This window comes from Rathayibacter sp. Leaf248 (assembly GCF_920939495.1).
In the GTDB taxonomy this organism is placed as follows: Bacteria; Actinomycetota; Actinomycetes; order Actinomycetales; family Microbacteriaceae; genus Rathayibacter; species Rathayibacter caricis.
The window spans coordinates 2405310-2420702 of sequence record NZ_CAKLAV010000001.1 but is presented as its reverse complement, the minus strand read 5'-3'; the positions used below and the strand labels follow the sequence as shown (position 1 = coordinate 2420702).

The window sequence follows — 15393 nt, the reverse complement described above, 5'->3', positions numbered from 1 at the left end:
GAGGTCTTCGCGGGCGGAGCCGATGGCCCGGGATGCTCTGTCGCATCCGTAATGACGGGCTCACCGCAGACGGGAGTACTCCCCTTGCTGGGGACAACTGTAGCGAAGGGTCCGACTCGCCAACCTGGGAAGGGACTGCGGTGGAGCCGCCGAGAAGCTGGGCGGGGGTGCGCGGCGGGAGGCAGCGATGCCTCGACCGTCGGCGTCCGAGCCCACGTCGTGTTCCGCCTCAGCCTCTGCAGATCGACTGTTCAGTTCTAAACTGAACAGGGAGGTGTCCGATGCTGCGAAGAACCCGTTTGCGCTTGGGCCTGGGCGTCCGCGATCTCGCACGCAGAGCCGGAGTCGCGCCGAGCGCGGTCACGCAGTGGGAGCAGTCGGAGGCGCGAGGAGTTCTCCGACGATCCACTCTGGAGCGTGCGCTCGGGGCCATGGGGACGTCGATCGAGGCCGAGGACATCGCGCTCCACTCGTCGACCCCGCTGGAACGTCGCGAGGATCGTGTCGCGCTCGAACTCCATCGGGCGGTGGCCCGTCAGCTGGTCGACCGTCCGGACGACGTCCTCGATCGCGTCCCGGAGAACGTCCGGCGGATGCGGTCGCGCGTTCGCGGCGGCGCCGTCGCGCTCCTCGAGCTCTGGAGCGACCTGGCCGCGCAGCGGGAGATCGGCCGCCTGGTCGACGTGATGCTCTCCCCCTCCCTCCGCGCGATCGAGATGCGCCAGATCTCGCCGTTCGCCGGGGTGCTCAGCGAGGAGGAACGCGCACGGGCGATCGCGCGGGCCGCGCGATGAGAAGAGAAGAGCTGGAACTCGCGATCGCGACGGCGGCTCGCATCGTTCAGCAGGATCGGGTCCTCGTGATCGGATCGCAGGCGATCCTCGGCAGCTACTCCGAGGACGTCCTTCCGGAGCGCGCGACGATGTCCCGCGAGGCCGACATCGCTCCGCTCGAGGACGATGCGCAGGAGTCGCTGGCGACGCGGATCGATGTTCTCGTGGGCGAATGGTCCCCTTTCGACGACGAGCACGGCTTCTACGTCCAGGGCGTCAGCGTGCGCACCGCGTATCTGCCTGAAGGATGGGCGGAACGCGTCGTCCGGGTCGAGGTCGAGGGCGGCTCGACCGGACTCTGCCTCGAACCGCACGACCTGTGCGCGGCCAAGCTCGGACGCAACGACATCAAGGACAAGGAGTTCGTCCACGCGCTGATCACCGCCGGACTGATCGATCCCACCCTGCTGGGCACGCGCTTCGAGGCGATAGCGGATCAGCGGCTCGAGGGGGCCCGGAGGGTCGCGGTGCGCTCGTTCCTGCGGAGCTACGTCGATGGCCGTACCGTGGGAGAACGCGAGGATCGAGCATGATGTCCTCCCCAGCGGAGATCCGCAGCAGACTCGAGGCGGCTGCGGCGTCGCAGCGGCTCGTACGGCTCGAGCGCGTCTCACGGCCCGGGCAGTCGATCGACGGCTTCGTCATCGGCGTGGGCGCGAAGTGGGTGCTGCTCGCGCGGATCATGGCGGGCGGCTACTTCGACGGAGTCACTGCTGTCCGGTCGCGCGAGATCTCGCGGGTACGGCATGACCGGTCGTTCGAGAGCCGCTCCGCCTCCGTCCAGCCGGAGTGGCCGCCGCAGGCGCCGAGTGGAGTGGAGCCCTCGGATCTGGACACGACCGCCGGCATGCTCGCGGCGCTCCTGCGACCGGGAGTGCTCGCGAGCATCGAACGCGACCGGAGGCACGACTCCCTCTGGGTCGGGGTGCCGAACGAGCTCGTCGGCCGCTGGCTCTACCTCTCGGAGATCCGGCCGGACGGGACCTGGCACGAGCGACCATTCGGCTACCGGTTCCGGACGATCACGGTCGTGACCGTCGACGACCACTACCTCAGGGGTCTGGCTCTCGTCGCGGGGGAACCGCCGGTCGAGGAGCTGCCGCACCATTGGACGGCCCGCGCGCGGACGCGGGTCCGCTCGGACGCTCAGTCGTGACGACGGGGCCGTCGCCGCAGCCGGTAGACGCCGAGACCTGCGAACGCGAGGGCGACCACCAGGCCGCCGACCGCGAATCCGGTGTTCGGGATCGCGAATCCCCAGATGCTGATGCCCGCCCAGAGTGCGGCGATGACGAAGGCGGCCGTCGGGGTCATCGTGGGGCGCATGCGCCCACGGTACGCGTGCCGGCCCGTCAGCGCGGGTAGGTCCTCAGGGGCACCGGCGGCAGGGCGGCCAGCTCGGGGGAGACGAAGCCGACGACGTCGGAGTAGTGGTCGACTCCGTCCTGGCGGAGGAACGACCAGCATTTGAGGGATCGAGGGCGCTTCGCCAGGGGCAGCGGCGTCGCCTCGACGACGATCAGTCCGCGGTCCTGGAGGAGGATGCGGGCGGTGAGCTTCTCGGCTCGGCCGTCGACCGTCCACAGGCCCACCGCGCGCAGGCGGCCCTCGCGGCTGTCGACTCCGAGGGACATCACCGAGCTGTAGTCGTCGGAGGCGGCGCCCATGCCGATCTGGAAGTCGCCCGCGGCGCCGTCGAGCACGAACGCGACATCGAGCCCGGGACGGTGCCGCACCGAGTACGTCGAGACCAGGCGACCGCGCCCGAACGACTCGGACCGGCTCTGCGCCGCGCGGACGTGATCCTCGGCCTGCCTGCGCTCCACGCCGTCCTCCTCCGCTCCGAGCACGGCGGTAGCGGCGCTGCCCCCGACCCTAGTGGGCGGTGCGAGCGCGTCGGCCGCCGTCCGAGGCCGGGGCCGACCAGCGTCCGGGAGCCGGCGACCCGCCGGCCGGTACGGTGGAACGGTTCCGAGCACCACCCCGCACCGACGAAGGAGCCCCCATGCCCACCACTGTGAGCGGCGTCATCGCCCGATCGAAGGGCGCTCCCGTGGAGCTCGTCGACATCGTGATCCCCGACCCCGGGCCCGGCGAGGCCGTCGTCGACATCGAGACGTGCGGCGTCTGCCACACCGACTACCACTACCGCGAGGGCGGGATCAGCGACGACTTCCCGTTCCTGCTCGGCCACGAGGCCGCGGGCCGGGTCAGCGCGATCGGCGAGGGAGTGACGCACGTCGCCGTCGGCGACTTCGTCGTGCTCAACTGGCGCGCGGTCTGCGGCGAGTGCCGGGCGTGCGTGCGCGCGGAGCCCTGGTACTGCTTCAACACCTTCAACGCCACCCAGAAGATGACCCTCGAGGACGGCACCGAGCTCAGCCCGGCGCTGGGCATCGGCGCCTTCGCCGAGAAGACGCTCGTGCACGCCAAGCAGTGCACGAAGGTCGATCCGTCGGCCGATCCGGCGGCGGTCGGGCTGCTGGGCTGCGGCATCATGGCGGGCCTGGGCGCCGCGATGAACACCGGGAACGTGACGCGCGGCGACTCCGTCGCGGTCATCGGCTGCGGAGGAGTCGGCACGGCAGCGGTCGTCGGCGCGAAGCTGGCCGGAGCGAGCACGATCATCGCGATCGACCGCGACCCCAAGAAGCTGGTCGCCGCGCAGAAGCTCGGCGCGACCCACGTCCTCGATTCGAGTGGACTCGACGAGGCGGGAGTCGTCGCGGCCGTGCAGGAGTTGACGGACACCTTCGGCGCCGACGTCGTGATCGACGCGGTCGGCCGTCCCGAGACCTGGCGCCAGGCGTTCTACGCCCGCGACCTCGCCGGCACCGTTGTGCTGGTCGGGGTGCCGACGCCCGAGATGACCCTCGAGATCCCCCTCCTCGACGTCTTCGGCCGCGGCGGATCGCTGAAGTCGAGCTGGTACGGCGACTGCCTGCCCGAGCGCGACTTCCCGATGCTGACCGACCTCTACCTGCAGGGCCGACTGCCGCTGGACGAGTTCGTGAGCGAGCGGATCGGCATCCGCGACATCGAGCAGGCCTTCGCGACGATGGCCGGCGGCGACGTGCTGCGCTCGGTGGTGGTGCTCTGATGGGCGCGCGGATCGACCACCTCGTCACGAGCGGCACGTTCAGCCTCGACGGCGGGACCTGGGACGTCGACAACAACGTGTGGATCGTCGGCGACGACTCCGAGTGCGTCGTCATCGACGCCGCGCACGACGCCGACGCGATCCTGGCGGCGGTCGGCGACCGGACCCTCGTGGCCGTGCTGCTGACCCATGCCCACGACGACCACATCGACGCGGTGGCGGGCGTGCGCGAGGCGACGGGCGCGCCGGTGCTGCTGCACGACTCCGACCGCATGCTCTGGGACGTGGTGCACCCCGACAGTGCGCCGAGCGCGGCGCTCGTCGACGGCGAGCGTATCGCCGTGGCCGGCCTCGAGCTCGAGGTGCGGCACACGCCCGGCCACTCGCCGGGAGCGGTGTGCTTCGTCGCCGAGGAGCTCGGCACGGTCTTCACGGGCGACACCCTCTTCCAGGGCGGGCCGGGCGCGACCGGTCGCTCCTACAGCGACTTCCCGACGATCATCGAGTCGATCACCGACCGGCTGCTGACGCTGCCGACGGAGACGGTCGTGCGCACCGGGCACGGCGACTCGACGACGATCGGGGCGGAGGCGCCGCACCGCGAGGAGTGGATCGCGCGCGGGCACTGAGGGCGGGCCGGCCGCGATCGGCTCCGTCAACGGCGCTCCTCACCGCACGAATGCCCACGACCGCGTGAAGCGATCGACTACCAGCGGATGGTCACCGGCAGCGGTGGTCGATGCTCCTCCAGTCGTACTGTCACTCGCCGCTGGGCTGCGCCCGGCGGGAGCCTCGGCTCACGATCGGCGGCACCTCGAGGATCGGAACGGCTCGCTTCATGAAGCGGTCGAAATCCGGGACCGTGAATGCGGCGTAACCGTGCTGAGGGGTGAAGAGGAGCCCCATCTCGATCAGTTCGGCTCGAGTCGGGCCGAGTTGTTGGGACGACCGCTCGAGGAGGACGGCGACGTCCCCCGCCTTCTGAGGTTCGGGGCCGAGTTCGGCCATCGCACGCATGTACGCGGTCTGAAGCGGCGTCGCCCGATCGAGTCGGACGCGGAAGAAGGAGCTGTCGAGCTTCGCTTCGTAAGCGTCCCTGGCGAGTTCGACGTCCTCCTTGACGATCCGGTTGTTCCTCGCCACGGTCCAGACCTGATAGCCCAACTCCTGAATGAAGTAGGGGTATCCGCTCGTGATCTCGACGGCGAGTTCGACGGCCTCGTCCTCGTACACCGCTCCTTCCGCCGCAGCCGGCTCCCGGAGCGCTGCTGCAGCGTCGTCGTGATCGAGGGAATCGATGAGGGGGAACTTGAAGAGCCGCTCCGCATACGACTTCGCGTCTCCGACGAGCTCGGCGATCTGCGGCAGTCCGGCACCGACGAAGGTGACGGGCAGGTTCCGCTGAACCGTCTTGTGGATGGCCTGGATCAGCGCTTCGAGCTGAGGCGAGTCGAGGAACTGGACCTCATCGATGAGGAGGACGATGCCCTCGCCCTGCTCGGCCGCCGCTTCCCCGACGGCGACGAGGACGTCGGTCAGATCGAGGCCGAGATCCCGGTGATCGGCGAGCCCTTCCGCCGGCGGGACGTCCCATCCGATGGACCAGACACCGTCAGCACCGACCGACACCGCGAACGCGCTGAGGACCGCTGCAGCGTGTCGGCTCCGGTCCGTCCAGCGAGCACGCGGGGAGAGCCGCAGCAGTGCGGCCTTCAGCTGGGAGGCGATGACCTGGCGGAAACGGCCTTCGCCGTGCTTCACGGCCTCGAACTCGATGACCTCCCAGTTCTCCTCCTGGGCGATCGAGCGGAAGCTGTTCAGGAGGACCGTCTTGCCGACCCCTCGCAGACCCGTGATGATCATCGACTGGTCGGTCCGGCCGCGTCGCAGCCGCCTGAGGAGGGTGCGGAACGCCTCGGTCTGCTCGTCGCGACCGATGAGGATCTCGGGTCTCGCTCCGGCGTTAGGGGTGTACGGGTTGTCGACGGCGTCCATGACGACGACTTTAGGAGTGTTAGAGCGTTTTATCCAGATCTCCTAAAACGCTCTAACTTCCCCAAACCCACATCCGGAGAGGGTGGTGAGCCGCGGGCGCCGCGCTCAGATCCAGCCGTGCTCGCGGGCCTCGATCACCGCGCGCTGGCGGGTGTCGACCTGCAGCTTGCGGAGGATCGACGACACGTGGTTGCGCACGGTGCCGTTCGAGAGGTGCAGCGCGGCTCCGATCTGGCCGATGGTCTCGCCGCGGGAGCCGGCGCTGAGCACGTCGAGTTCGCGGTCGGTGAGGGGGCTGCGCGTCGTGGCGAGAGCGTCGGCGGCGATCTCGGGATCGACGTAGCGGCGTCCGCTCGCCACGAGGCGGATGACCTGCGCGACGTCCTCGGCGCGGCGCGACTTGGGGAGGAAGCCCGCCACTCCGACGGCCAACGCGCGGCGCAGCACCCCGGGGCGGGCGTGGCGGGTCACGACCACGACGCGGGTCGCTGAGGACCGGCGCAGTCGCTCCGCGGCCTCGATGCCGTCCATGCCCGGCATCTCGACGTCGAAGAGGCAGACGTCGGGCTCGAGGCGCAGCGCCTCGGCCACCGCCTCCTCGCCGTCGCGGCACTCCCCGACGATCTCGAGGTCGTCCTCGAGGCGGAGCAGCGCGGCGAGGGCGGTGCGGATCATGTCCTCGTCGTCGGCGAGGAGCACGCGGATCACCGCGCACCTCCGACGGGCAGGCGCGCCTCGAGCTCGAAGGTGCGCCGCGTCGGACGGGTGCGCAGGGTGCCGCCGGCGCGCTCGATCCGCTCGGTCATGCCGGCGATGCCGGCGCCCTGCTCGTCGGGTGCCTCGGGCTCGGCGGGGAGGTCGTTCTCGGCGTGGAACCGCCACTCGCCCTCGTCGCGGGCGAGCCGCAGGCGGGCGGACTCGCCTCCGCCGTGCTTGAGGATGTTGGTCGTGCTCTCGCGGACCACGGGGCCGAGCGCGTCGGCGGGCGCGAGGTCGGCGTCCGGGCCGATGTCGAGCTGCACGCGCAACCCGGCCGAGCGGAGGAGGTCGGCGGCGTTCTCGAGCTCGTCCGAGAGCGAGACGCTGCGGAAGCGGGTGGCGAGCTCGCGGGTGCCGGTGCGGGCGCCGTCGACGCTGCGCTGGGCGGCGCGGAGCTGATCGAGGGCTCCGTCGGGGTCGTCGCGGAGGAGGCGCTCGGCGAGCTCGAGCTGCAGGGCGATCACCTGCAGGTGGTGCCCCTGCAGGTCGTGGACGTCGCCCGCGAGGATCAGCCGCTCCTGCGCGGCCGCGAGGCGACCCTCCGCCGCCCGCGCGCGGTCGAGCTCGCGCACGATGTCCCACCACCAGAGCATGCTGACGATCGAGAACGGCAGGGCGGCGGCGAAGATCAGCATCATCGGCCAGAGATCGGCCGCGGACAGCGGCCCGGCGCTCAGCCGCTCGTGCTCGAGCGCGGCGGACACCACGAGGACGACGGTGAGGAGCCCGGTGAGGCGACCGCGGACGCCCTGCGGCCACGGCAGGACGCCGACCAGGGCGAAGGCGAGGGAGAGTGCGGAGGTCACGCTGCCGGTGGCGACCCCGCCGCCGGCCGCCGCTGCGACTCCGACGACGAGGACCGCCGACGGGCCGACGGGCGAGTCCTCCCGCGCCCGGCGGTAGCGCAGGATCAGCATCGCGAAGGCGGCGCACCAGACCACGGCGCTCCCGTAGTACGCGGCGACGCGCCACGGCTGCGGATCGCCGACGAGGATCGGCACGGACCAGACGAACAGCACGGCGAGCACGAAGGAGCCCGCCGAGACGAGGGTGTACCACCAGGTGGCCGACACGCCGCGGCCGGACGGCGGGGCGTCGATCGTCTCGGGCGCAGTGCTCATGCCGCCCACAGTACGACCATGACGGATGTCACCCCTCGGGGGTGCGTTCCTCCCCTGCGGAGGTGACCCGGCGGCACTGCCCGGGCGCTCGCGACTCCGGTCGGATGGAGTCATCCCGAGAGACGGGAGGGCCGCCGACGCGGTCAGCAGAGCGGAGAGACGACATGTCGAACATCGCAGCCGACGCCATCCTCGGATTCCAGGACCTCCTCGCCCGGGTCCCCGACCTCGTGCAGCCCCTCGTGGTGGCCGCCGCCGGGGCCGTGCCGTTCATCGAGGGCGAAGGTGCGGCGACCATCGGGATCATCGGCGGCATCGACCCGGTGATCGCCGCGATCTCAGGTGCGGTGGGGAACTTCGTCTGCGTGGCGCTGCTGGTGCTGCTGGGCGCGGGGGTGCGCTCGGCCGTCACGAAGGGGCGGACGCGGAAGTCCTCCGCGCGGCGCGAGAAGTTCCAGCGCGCGTTCACCCGCTACGGGGTGCCCGGAGTGAGCCTGCTGGGGCCGCTGCTGCTGCCGACGCACTTCACGGCGGTGATGCTCGCGGGGGCCGGAGTGGCGAAGGGGCGCGTGCTGCTGTGGCAGGGCGTCGCGATCGTGCTGTGGACGACGGCGCTGACGGTGGTGGTGAGCCTCGCGGTGGGCGGGGCGGGGCTGGCCTGAGGACGCGTTCGGAACCGAGGTCGGGAGGGTGTGGCGAGGCCGTTCCGGGCCGTTCGCCGGCTCTGGCCCTCGGTTGCGGACGAGATCCGCGCGCCGGACCGTCGGAAGTAAGGCGGAGAGGCCGGAATCGCGTGGAGTGCGCGATATCCGGCCTCTCAGCCTCACTTCTGCAGGCGCCGGCGCCGGGATCCGGGCCTCAGGCGCTCACGCCGCGACGCGGGCGTGCGCGTCGGCCAGCAGCTCCACCGAGCGCAGGCGGGCGGGGGTCGCGAGCGACGCGTGGGCGACGATGACCTCGTCGGCGTCGGCCGAGCGGGCGAATCCGGCCACGTAGTCCGCGACCTCGTCGCCGGTGCCGACTCCGGTGTAGTGGGTCATGCTCGCCACGTGCGCGCCGACCGGGGCGCTCAGCAGGCTGTCGAGTTCGTCGTCCGAGAACTGCTGGTCGAGCGGGATCTGGCCGCTCTGGCGCAGCAGCATCAGCAGGCGCGCCCGCTTCATCTCGGCGAACTGGCGCTCGGCGTCGGCGGTGGTGTCGGCCGCGATGGCGTTCACTCCGGCGATCACGTAGGGGGTGTCGAGCTGCTCGGACGGGCGGAAGCCGCGGCGGTACTCCGCGACGGCCTGGTGCAGCGCGTCGGGCGCGAAGTGCGAGGCGAAGGCGTAGGGGAGGCCCAGAGCCGCGGCGAGCTGGGCGCCGAAGAGCGAGGAGCCGAGGATGTAGAGGGGCACGCGGGTGCCGGCTCCGGGCGTCGCGCTGACGCCGGGGATCCGGGACTCGCCGGCCAGGAAGGCCTGCAGCTCGAGGACGTCCTGCGGGAAGCGCTCGGACGACTCCGGATCGCGGCGCAGCGCCCGGAACGTCGCCTGGTCACTGCCCGGCGCGCGGCCGAGCCCCAGATCGATGCGGTCGGGGTGCAGCGTCGCCAAGGTGCCGAACTGCTCGGCGATGGTCAGCGGGGAGTGGTTGGGCAGCATGACGCCGCCGGAGCCGAGGCGGATCGTCGAGGTCTGCGACGCGACGTGCGCGATGAGCACAGAGGTGGCGCTCGACGCGATCGAGGCCATGTTGTGGTGCTCGGCGTACCAGACCCGGCGGTACCCGCTGCGCTCGGCCTGCTGCGCCAGCGCCACCGAGGCGGCGAAGCTGTCGCGCGCGGTCTCTCCGGGGGCGATGGGGGCGAGGTCGAGGATCGAGAGGGGAACGGTCATGTCAGAGGGCAACGCGGGGGAGGCGGTCGGTGTTCCCGTCGACAGCGGTGAGTTCTCTGCGCAACGTCAGCCGTGAGGCACCCCTGACCGCTGACAGCCGACAGACCCCCCGCTCAGCTGATGTTCCGCAGCGCACCGCCGCTCGCCGGGGCCTTCCGCCCGCCCCGCGCTCCTGCTACGGTGCTCTGAACCGGTTCAGTAAACCGGTTCAGACTCGACGAGGAGGCGCACGATGGCGAGCAGGCCCACGATCCTCGACGTCGCCCGCGAAGCCGGGGTCAGCAAGGCGCTCGTCTCGTTCGCGCTGAACGATCGGCCGGGCGTCTCGGTCGGGACGCGCGAGCGGATCCTGCAGGTCGCCTCCGAGCTGGGCTACCGGCCCAGCGTCACCGCCCGCTCCCTCTCGACCAGCGTCTCGTTCGCCGTCGGCCTCGTCGTCGCGCGCGACCCCGAGGTGATCGCCGCGGATCCGTTCTTCCCCTCCTTCATCTCGGGCGTCGAGCGCGTGCTCGCCGAGAACGGCCGGGTGCTCGTGCTGAGCGTCGTCGAGCCGGGCCCCGCGGAGGAGGCGGTCTACCGCACCCTCGCGGCCGACCGCCGCGTCGACGGCGTCTTCCTCACCGACCTGCGCGAGGGCGACTCCCGGTCCGCGCTGCTCGCCGAGCTCGGCCTGCCCGCCGTCACCCTCGGCCGCTACGACGGGTCGGCGTCCCCGGCTGTCGTGATGGACGATGCGGCCGGCATCGCCGACGCGGTCGCCCACCTCGCCGCCCTCGGCCACGAGCGCATCGCCCACGTCGCCGGACCCGACCACCTGCTGCACTCGCAGCGGCGCCGCACCGCGTTCCTCCGCTCCTGCGCCGCCGCCGGCCTCGAGCCGGGCCCCGTCGTGGCCACCGACTTCAGCGCGGGCCAGGGCGCCCGGGCGATGGAGCAGCTGCTCGACCTCGCCGAACCGCCCACCGCGGTCGTCTGCGCGAACGACCCGATGGCCATCGCCGGCCTCGGTGTCGCGCACACCCGCGGGCTCCGGCTGCCCGACGACCTCTCGATCACCGGATTCGACGACTCCGAGATCGCCGCCCACGTCTACCCGTCGCTGACCTCCGCCCGCACGCGCCCCGCGCGCTGGGGGGAGGCGGCGGCCCGCACGCTCCTGGATCTCATCGAGACAGGGAGCGCCCCCGACGTCGACCTCGAGCCCGCCGGGCTCGTCGTGCGCCACTCGACCGCTCCGCCGCGGCCGACCCACTGAGAGGCGCGCGCACCGCCGCGCGCGCCGAGCACAGGACAAGGAGAACACCATGAGCAGCTCGACGACGAGACGATGGCTCACCGGGATCGGCATCGCCTCACTGGCGACGATCGGCCTCACCGCCTGCAGTGGAGGAGGTGGAGGAGCGTCCACCGACCTCACCGCGACCGGCCCGATCACGATCTGGTACTCGAACAACGAGCAGGAGGTCGCCTGGGGAGAGGCGATGGTCGAGGCCTGGAACGCGGACAACCCGGACCAGGAGATCACCGGCCAGGAGATCCCCGCCGGCAAGAGCAGCGAGGAGGTCATCGGAGCCGCGATCACCGCCGGCAACGCGCCGTGCCTCGTCTTCAACACGGCCCCCAGCGCGGTCGGCCAGTTCGAGCGACAGGGCGGCCTCGTCGACCTGTCGGAGTTCGAGGACGGCGACGACTACATCGAGACCCGCAGCGGCGACCTCGCCGAGCAGTACCAGAACGCCGACGGCGACTACTTCCAGATGCCGTGGAAGAGCAACCCGGTCGTCATCTTCTACAACAAGGACCTCTTCGCGCAGGCCGGACTCGACCCCGAGAACCCCTCGCTGGCGACCTACGAGGAGTTCGTCGCGACGTCGAAGACGCTCGTCGAGTCCGGAGCCGCGCCCGCCGCGATCCAGCCCGCGCCCACCAGCGAGTTCTTCCAGACCCAGTTCGACTTCATGCCGCTGTACGCCGCGGCCACCGGAGGGACGGGCCTGGTCGAGGACGGCGAGGCCACCTTCGCGAGCGAGGACGGCTACGCGGTCGCCGAGTTCTGGAAGAGCCTCTACGACCAGGGCCTCGCCGGCCGCGAGCAGTACCAGGGCGACGCGTTCGCCGACGGTCAGGCCGCCATGTCGATCGTGGGCCCGTGGGCCGTCTCGGTCTACGAGGACCTGAACTGGGGCTCCGTCTCGGTGCCCACCCCCGACGGCACCGCGGCCGAGGACACGTGGACGTTCAGCGACGCGAAGAACGTCGGCCTCTACTCCGCCTGCGAGAACAAGGGCACCGCGTGGGAGGTGCTGAAGTTCGCGACCAGCGAGGAGCAGGACCGCTCGCTGCTCGAGACCACCGGCCAGATGCCGCTGCGCACCGACCTGCAGACCACCTACGCCGACTACTTCGAGGCGAACCCCGCCTACCAGCGCTTCGGCGATCAGGCGAGCCGCACCATCGAGGTGCCGTCGGGACCGAACACCGTGCAGATGCTGCAGGCGATCCGCGACGCGTGGGGCAAGACCGTGATCTTCGGGGAGGGCGACGTGGAGTCGGCGCTCGACGGAGCGGCCGAGACCGTCACCGGGCTCGCCGGCCAGCAGTGAGCCGGCCGTGACCACGCTCACCCCGAAGGCTCCGGCGTCCACGGGCGCCGGGGCCCCGGGTCCGGCCGCGAAGCGGAGCCTGCTCCGCCGCGTGCTCGGACCCCAGCCGCTCGGGCTGCTGTTCGGCGGCCCGTACCTGGTCTTCGTGCTGGCGGTGTTCGCGTTCCCGGTCGGGTACTCGGTGTACATCGCGTTCCACGACTTCTTCTTCGCCGCTCCCGGTGTGCAGGTCGACCGGCCGTTCGTGGGGCTCGAGAACTTCGTCACCGCGTTCTCCAATCCGCAGGTCATCCGCTCGTTCGGCAACATCGGGATCTTCCTGATCATCAACGTGCCGCTCACGGTGATCCTGGCGCTGCTGCTCGCCTCGGCGCTGGACAAGGTCGTGCACCTGCGCACGTTCCTCCGGGTGTCGTTCTACGTGCCCTACGTGACGGCGAGCGTCGCGATCGTCGCGGTGTGGCTGTTCCTGTTCAACGGGAACGGGCTGGTCAACAGCCTGCTCGGCCCGCTGGCGCCGGATCCGTCGTGGCTGATCAACGAGAACCTCGCCATGCCGGTCATCGCGATCTTCGTCACGTGGAAGCAGCTCGGGTTCTACATCCTGCTGTACCTGGCGGCGCTGCAGAACGTGCCGAAGGAGCTCTACGAGTCGGCGTCGACCGACGGAGCCGGGCGCATCCGCCAGTTCTTCTCGGTCACCGTGCCGAGCGTGCGGCCCGCGACCCTGCTCGTGCTGCTCGTCTCGACGGTCACCGGAGCGAACCTCTTCACCGAGCCGTACCTCCTGACCGGCGGCGGCGGGCCCAACGGCGCCTCCGCCTCGCCCGTGCTGCTGATGTACCAGCTGGGCCTCCAGCAGGGGCAGCCCGATGTGGCGTCGGCCATCGGAGTCGTCCTCGTCATCGGCGTCCTGATCATCGCCTACCTGCAGAACCGGTTCGCCGGGGAGAGGAACTCATGAGCGCGCAGGTCAGCGCGGGAGGAGCGGCCCCGGCCGTGCCCGCCGTCACTCCGATCAGAACGCGCCGACGCCCCGTGGGGATGAGCCGCTCGGCGGTCGTCCTGCGCGGCGTGGTCCTGGGGCTCGGCGCGATCGTCTTCCTGTTCCCCTTCTACTACATGGTCGTCGGCTCGCTGCAGACCGACCCCGACCCGACCCTCGCCGGGGCGGTCCCCGATCCGGCGAACCTCACGCTCGACAACTACGTCAACGTGAACGAGCGGATCAGCCTGCTCACCGGCCTGGTCAACTCCGGGATCTTCACGGGCGGCGTGCTGCTGTGCACCGTGGTGCTCGGGGTGCTGGCCGGCTACGCGCTCGCGATGCTGCAGTGGCGCGGCCGCAACGCCGTCTTCGCGCTCGCGCTGCTCGTGCAGGTCATCCCGTTCCAGCTGCTGCAGATCCCGCTCTACGTGCTGATCGCCCGCGACTACGGACTCGCCGACAGCCACGTGGGCATGATCCTGCCGTTCGCGATCAACTCCACGGCGGTGATCATCTTCCGGCAGTACTTCCTGCAGCTCCCCAAGGAGCTGTTCGAGGCGGCCCGGATCGACGGCGCCGGCGAGCTGAAGCTGCTCTGGAACGTCGCCCTCCCGCTGGTGCGGCCCGCGCTCGTCACGGCGGTGCTCCTCACCTTCATCGGCCCCTGGAACGAGTTCCTCTGGCCCTTCCTCATCACCAAGGACGCGTCGCTGCAGCCGCTCGCCGTGTCCCTGGCCAACTACATCTCGAACGTCGCGTCGTCGACCGACAACCCGTTCGGGGCGATCCTGGCGGGCGCCGTCGTGCTCGCCGCCCCTGTCGTCGTGCTGTTCATCGTGTTCCAGCGCTACTTCGTCTCGACCGATCTCGGATCCGGAGTGAAAGGATGACCATGACTCCCACCCTCACCACCGTCCCCTACCGACTCGAGCGCGTCGGCATCGTGATGGAGCCCCTGCCGGGCGACGACCTCGAAGCCGAGGGCGTGCTGAACCCGGGCAGCGGACGCGGCCCGGACGGCGAGCTGTACCTGCTGCCGCGGATGGTCGCGACCGGCAACGTCTCGCGCGTGGGCCTCGCCCGGGTGCTCGTCGAGGACGGCGTGCCCGTCGGCGTCGAGCGCGAGGGCGTCGTGCTGGCACCCGACCGCGGGTTCGAGCGGGGCGCGGCGAACTCCGGAGTGGAGGATCCGCGCGTCACGTTCGTCGAGGCGCTCGGGCTCCACGTGATGACGTACGTGGCGTACGGGCCGCTCGGCCCGCGGACGGCGCTCGCCGTGTCGGAGGACCTGCACGAGTGGCGCCGGCTCGGCCCGGTGACCTTCGCCTACGACGACGCGCTCGACATCGACCTGGGGCTGTTCCACAACAAGGACACCGTGTTCTTCCCCGAGATCGTGACGGCGCCCGACGGCACGCGCGCGTTCGCGGTGCTGCACCGGCCCATGTGGGACCTCGGCGAGACGAAGCCGGGGGAGGGCGTGCGCCTGCCCGCCGGCGTCGAGGATCCGCGGCAGAGCATCTGGATCAGCTACGTGCCGGTCGCCGACGTGGACCGCGACCTGGCGAACCTCACGCGGTGGACGCGGCACCGGTTCCTCGCGGGGCCAGAGTTCCCCTTCGAGGAGCTCAAGATCGGAGGCGGCCCGGCGCCGCTCCGGGTGCCCGAGGGCTGGCTCCTGATCCACCACGGGGTCACCGGAGTGATCGACAACGCGTTCGCGCAGCAGCAGAAGGTCAACTACGCGGCCGGAGCGATCCTCCTCGACGGCGACGACCCGTCGCGCGTGATCGCGCGCACCGCCGAGCCGCTGCTGGCCCCCGAGACGGAGGAGGAGCGCTCGGGCATCGTGCCGAACGTCGTCTTCCCGACGGCGATCGAGGAGATCGACGGGCAGCACTTCGTCTTCTACGGCATGGCCGACTCGAAGATCGGCGCGGCCCGGCTCGTGCGGACGGACGGGTGAGCCCGCTGCGCCCCTCTTGCTGATCGAGTAGCCCGCGGAGCGGGCGTATCGAGATCCCCGTCTCCGGGCGGTGGTGGGTCTCGATACGCCCCTGCGGGGCTGCTCGACCAGCACGCAATCGCGACCACCCCTGCTTCGCCGGCGGCAGCCGCCC

General features: G+C 71.1%; 17 protein-coding genes. 11 read left to right on the top strand and 6 right to left on the bottom strand.

Going from position 1 to position 15393, the window contains the following annotated elements:
* Positions 1 to 281 precede the first annotated feature (281 nt).
* The 3 genes from LRG51_RS11555 to LRG51_RS11545 are packed head-to-tail and all read left to right on the top strand — an operon-like array spanning position 282 to position 1989.
* A complete protein-coding gene (locus tag LRG51_RS11555; RefSeq protein ID WP_329958733.1) occupies positions 282 to 794 on the top strand; it encodes a helix-turn-helix domain-containing protein in 513 nt (170 codons plus the stop codon).
* A complete protein-coding gene (locus tag LRG51_RS11550) occupies positions 791 to 1366 on the top strand; it encodes a DUF6036 family nucleotidyltransferase (protein WP_327205430.1) in 576 nt (191 codons plus the stop codon). Before LRG51_RS11555 ends, LRG51_RS11550 begins: the two co-directional genes overlap by 4 nt.
* Entirely contained in the window at positions 1363 to 1989 is a 627-nt protein-coding gene (locus tag LRG51_RS11545; protein WP_230672835.1) for a hypothetical protein, read from the top strand. Before LRG51_RS11550 ends, LRG51_RS11545 begins: the two co-directional genes overlap by 4 nt.
* Here LRG51_RS11545 and LRG51_RS11540 read toward each other — a convergent pair.
* Together LRG51_RS11540 and LRG51_RS11535 are read right to left on the bottom strand one after the other, a co-directional pair.
* Positions 1980 to 2159, bottom strand: coding sequence for a hypothetical protein (locus tag LRG51_RS11540; protein ID WP_055784648.1), 180 nt, complete (start codon positions 2157 to 2159; stop codon positions 1980 to 1982). The genes LRG51_RS11545 and LRG51_RS11540 overlap by 10 nt on opposite strands.
* Before the next feature lie 26 nt (positions 2160 to 2185).
* Positions 2186 to 2659, bottom strand: a complete 474-nt coding sequence (locus LRG51_RS11535; RefSeq protein WP_055784652.1) for a hypothetical protein — start codon at positions 2657 to 2659, stop codon at positions 2186 to 2188.
* A 179-nt stretch (positions 2660 to 2838) separates the two neighbouring features.
* On the opposite strand from LRG51_RS11535, the gene LRG51_RS11530 reads away from it, so the two are divergent.
* Positions 2839 to 3933, top strand: a complete 1095-nt coding sequence (locus LRG51_RS11530) for an S-(hydroxymethyl)mycothiol dehydrogenase (protein ID WP_230672834.1) — start codon at positions 2839 to 2841, stop codon at positions 3931 to 3933.
* Positions 3933 to 4562 carry an MBL fold metallo-hydrolase gene (locus LRG51_RS11525; protein ID WP_230672833.1) on the top strand — a complete coding sequence of 210 codons (630 nt, stop codon included), beginning with the start codon at positions 3933 to 3935 and terminating at the stop codon, positions 4560 to 4562. Before LRG51_RS11530 ends, LRG51_RS11525 begins: the two co-directional genes overlap by 1 nt.
* Before the next feature lie 130 nt (positions 4563 to 4692).
* On the opposite strand, the gene LRG51_RS11520 is transcribed toward LRG51_RS11525, so the two are convergent.
* The 3 genes from LRG51_RS11520 to LRG51_RS11510 form a co-directional block, all read right to left on the bottom strand.
* Positions 4693 to 5928 carry an AAA family ATPase gene (locus tag LRG51_RS11520; RefSeq protein WP_055784661.1) on the bottom strand — a complete coding sequence of 412 codons (1236 nt, stop codon included), beginning with the start codon at positions 5926 to 5928 and terminating at the stop codon, positions 4693 to 4695.
* Positions 5929 to 6033: 105 nt separating this feature from the next.
* Entirely contained in the window at positions 6034 to 6636 is a 603-nt protein-coding gene (locus LRG51_RS11515; protein WP_056868877.1) for a response regulator transcription factor, read from the bottom strand.
* The gene (locus LRG51_RS11510; RefSeq protein WP_230672832.1) at positions 6633 to 7808 is read right to left on the bottom strand and encodes a sensor histidine kinase; all 1176 of its coding nucleotides are present in this window, start codon (positions 7806 to 7808) and stop codon (positions 6633 to 6635) included. Before LRG51_RS11510 ends, LRG51_RS11515 begins: the two co-directional genes overlap by 4 nt.
* Positions 7809 to 7972: 164 nt before the next feature.
* On the opposite strand from LRG51_RS11510, the gene LRG51_RS11505 reads away from it, so the two are divergent.
* Positions 7973 to 8470 carry a small multidrug efflux protein gene (locus tag LRG51_RS11505; RefSeq protein ID WP_230672831.1) on the top strand — a complete coding sequence of 166 codons (498 nt, stop codon included), beginning with the start codon at positions 7973 to 7975 and terminating at the stop codon, positions 8468 to 8470.
* A 204-nt stretch (positions 8471 to 8674) separates the two neighbouring features.
* Here LRG51_RS11505 and LRG51_RS11500 read toward each other — a convergent pair whose 3' ends face one another.
* Positions 8675 to 9682: an LLM class flavin-dependent oxidoreductase gene (locus LRG51_RS11500; protein WP_230672830.1), complete on the bottom strand. Its 1008-nt coding sequence runs from the start codon at positions 9680 to 9682 to the stop codon at positions 8675 to 8677.
* 232 nt (positions 9683 to 9914) lie between these two features.
* Between LRG51_RS11500 and LRG51_RS11495 the strand changes: the two genes are divergently transcribed.
* The 5 genes from LRG51_RS11495 to LRG51_RS11475 all read left to right on the top strand — a co-directional run bounded on the left by LRG51_RS11495 (position 9915) and on the right by LRG51_RS11475 (position 15239).
* On the top strand, positions 9915 to 10937 hold the full coding sequence (locus LRG51_RS11495; protein WP_230672829.1) for a LacI family DNA-binding transcriptional regulator: 1023 nt from the start codon (positions 9915 to 9917) through the stop codon (positions 10935 to 10937).
* Between the two features lie 49 nt (positions 10938 to 10986).
* Entirely contained in the window at positions 10987 to 12285 is a 1299-nt protein-coding gene (locus LRG51_RS11490; protein ID WP_230672828.1) for an extracellular solute-binding protein, read from the top strand.
* Between the two features lie 7 nt (positions 12286 to 12292).
* The gene (locus tag LRG51_RS11485; protein WP_055784684.1) at positions 12293 to 13249 is read left to right on the top strand and encodes a carbohydrate ABC transporter permease; all 957 of its coding nucleotides are present in this window, start codon (positions 12293 to 12295) and stop codon (positions 13247 to 13249) included.
* 80 nt (positions 13250 to 13329) lie between these two features.
* On the top strand, positions 13330 to 14163 hold the full coding sequence (locus LRG51_RS11480) for a carbohydrate ABC transporter permease (protein ID WP_055788634.1): 834 nt from the start codon (positions 13330 to 13332) through the stop codon (positions 14161 to 14163).
* A gap of 2 nt (positions 14164 to 14165) precedes the next feature.
* Positions 14166 to 15239, top strand: a complete 1074-nt coding sequence (locus tag LRG51_RS11475; protein WP_230672827.1) for a glycoside hydrolase family 130 protein — start codon at positions 14166 to 14168, stop codon at positions 15237 to 15239.
* Positions 15240 to 15393: the final 154 nt, after the last annotated feature.

Excerpts from the sequence above, each read along its gene's own strand:
- LRG51_RS11545 (WP_230672835.1), top strand. The coding sequence starts at position 1,363 with ATGATGTCCTCCCCAGCGGAGATCCGCAGCAGACTCGAGGCGGCTGCG.
- LRG51_RS11475 (WP_230672827.1), top strand. The coding sequence starts at position 14,166 with ATGACTCCCACCCTCACCACCGTCCCCTACCGACTCGAGCGCGTCGGC.
- LRG51_RS11530 (WP_230672834.1), top strand. The coding sequence starts at position 2,839 with ATGCCCACCACTGTGAGCGGCGTCATCGCCCGATCGAAGGGCGCTCCC.
- LRG51_RS11510 (WP_230672832.1), bottom strand. The coding sequence starts at position 7,808 with ATGAGCACTGCGCCCGAGACGATCGACGCCCCGCCGTCCGGCCGCGGC.
- LRG51_RS11540 (WP_055784648.1), bottom strand. The coding sequence starts at position 2,159 with ATGCGCCCCACGATGACCCCGACGGCCGCCTTCGTCATCGCCGCACTC.
- LRG51_RS11520 (WP_055784661.1), bottom strand. The coding sequence starts at position 5,928 with ATGGACGCCGTCGACAACCCGTACACCCCTAACGCCGGAGCGAGACCC.
- LRG51_RS11505 (WP_230672831.1), top strand. The coding sequence starts at position 7,973 with ATGTCGAACATCGCAGCCGACGCCATCCTCGGATTCCAGGACCTCCTC.
- LRG51_RS11490 (WP_230672828.1), top strand. The coding sequence starts at position 10,987 with ATGAGCAGCTCGACGACGAGACGATGGCTCACCGGGATCGGCATCGCC.
- LRG51_RS11480 (WP_055788634.1), top strand. The coding sequence starts at position 13,330 with ATGAGCCGCTCGGCGGTCGTCCTGCGCGGCGTGGTCCTGGGGCTCGGC.
- LRG51_RS11525 (WP_230672833.1), top strand. The coding sequence starts at position 3,933 with ATGGGCGCGCGGATCGACCACCTCGTCACGAGCGGCACGTTCAGCCTC.
- LRG51_RS11555 (WP_329958733.1), top strand. The coding sequence starts at position 282 with ATGCTGCGAAGAACCCGTTTGCGCTTGGGCCTGGGCGTCCGCGATCTC.
- LRG51_RS11495 (WP_230672829.1), top strand. The coding sequence starts at position 9,915 with ATGGCGAGCAGGCCCACGATCCTCGACGTCGCCCGCGAAGCCGGGGTC.
- LRG51_RS11500 (WP_230672830.1), bottom strand. The coding sequence starts at position 9,682 with ATGACCGTTCCCCTCTCGATCCTCGACCTCGCCCCCATCGCCCCCGGA.
- LRG51_RS11550 (WP_327205430.1), top strand. The coding sequence starts at position 791 with ATGAGAAGAGAAGAGCTGGAACTCGCGATCGCGACGGCGGCTCGCATC.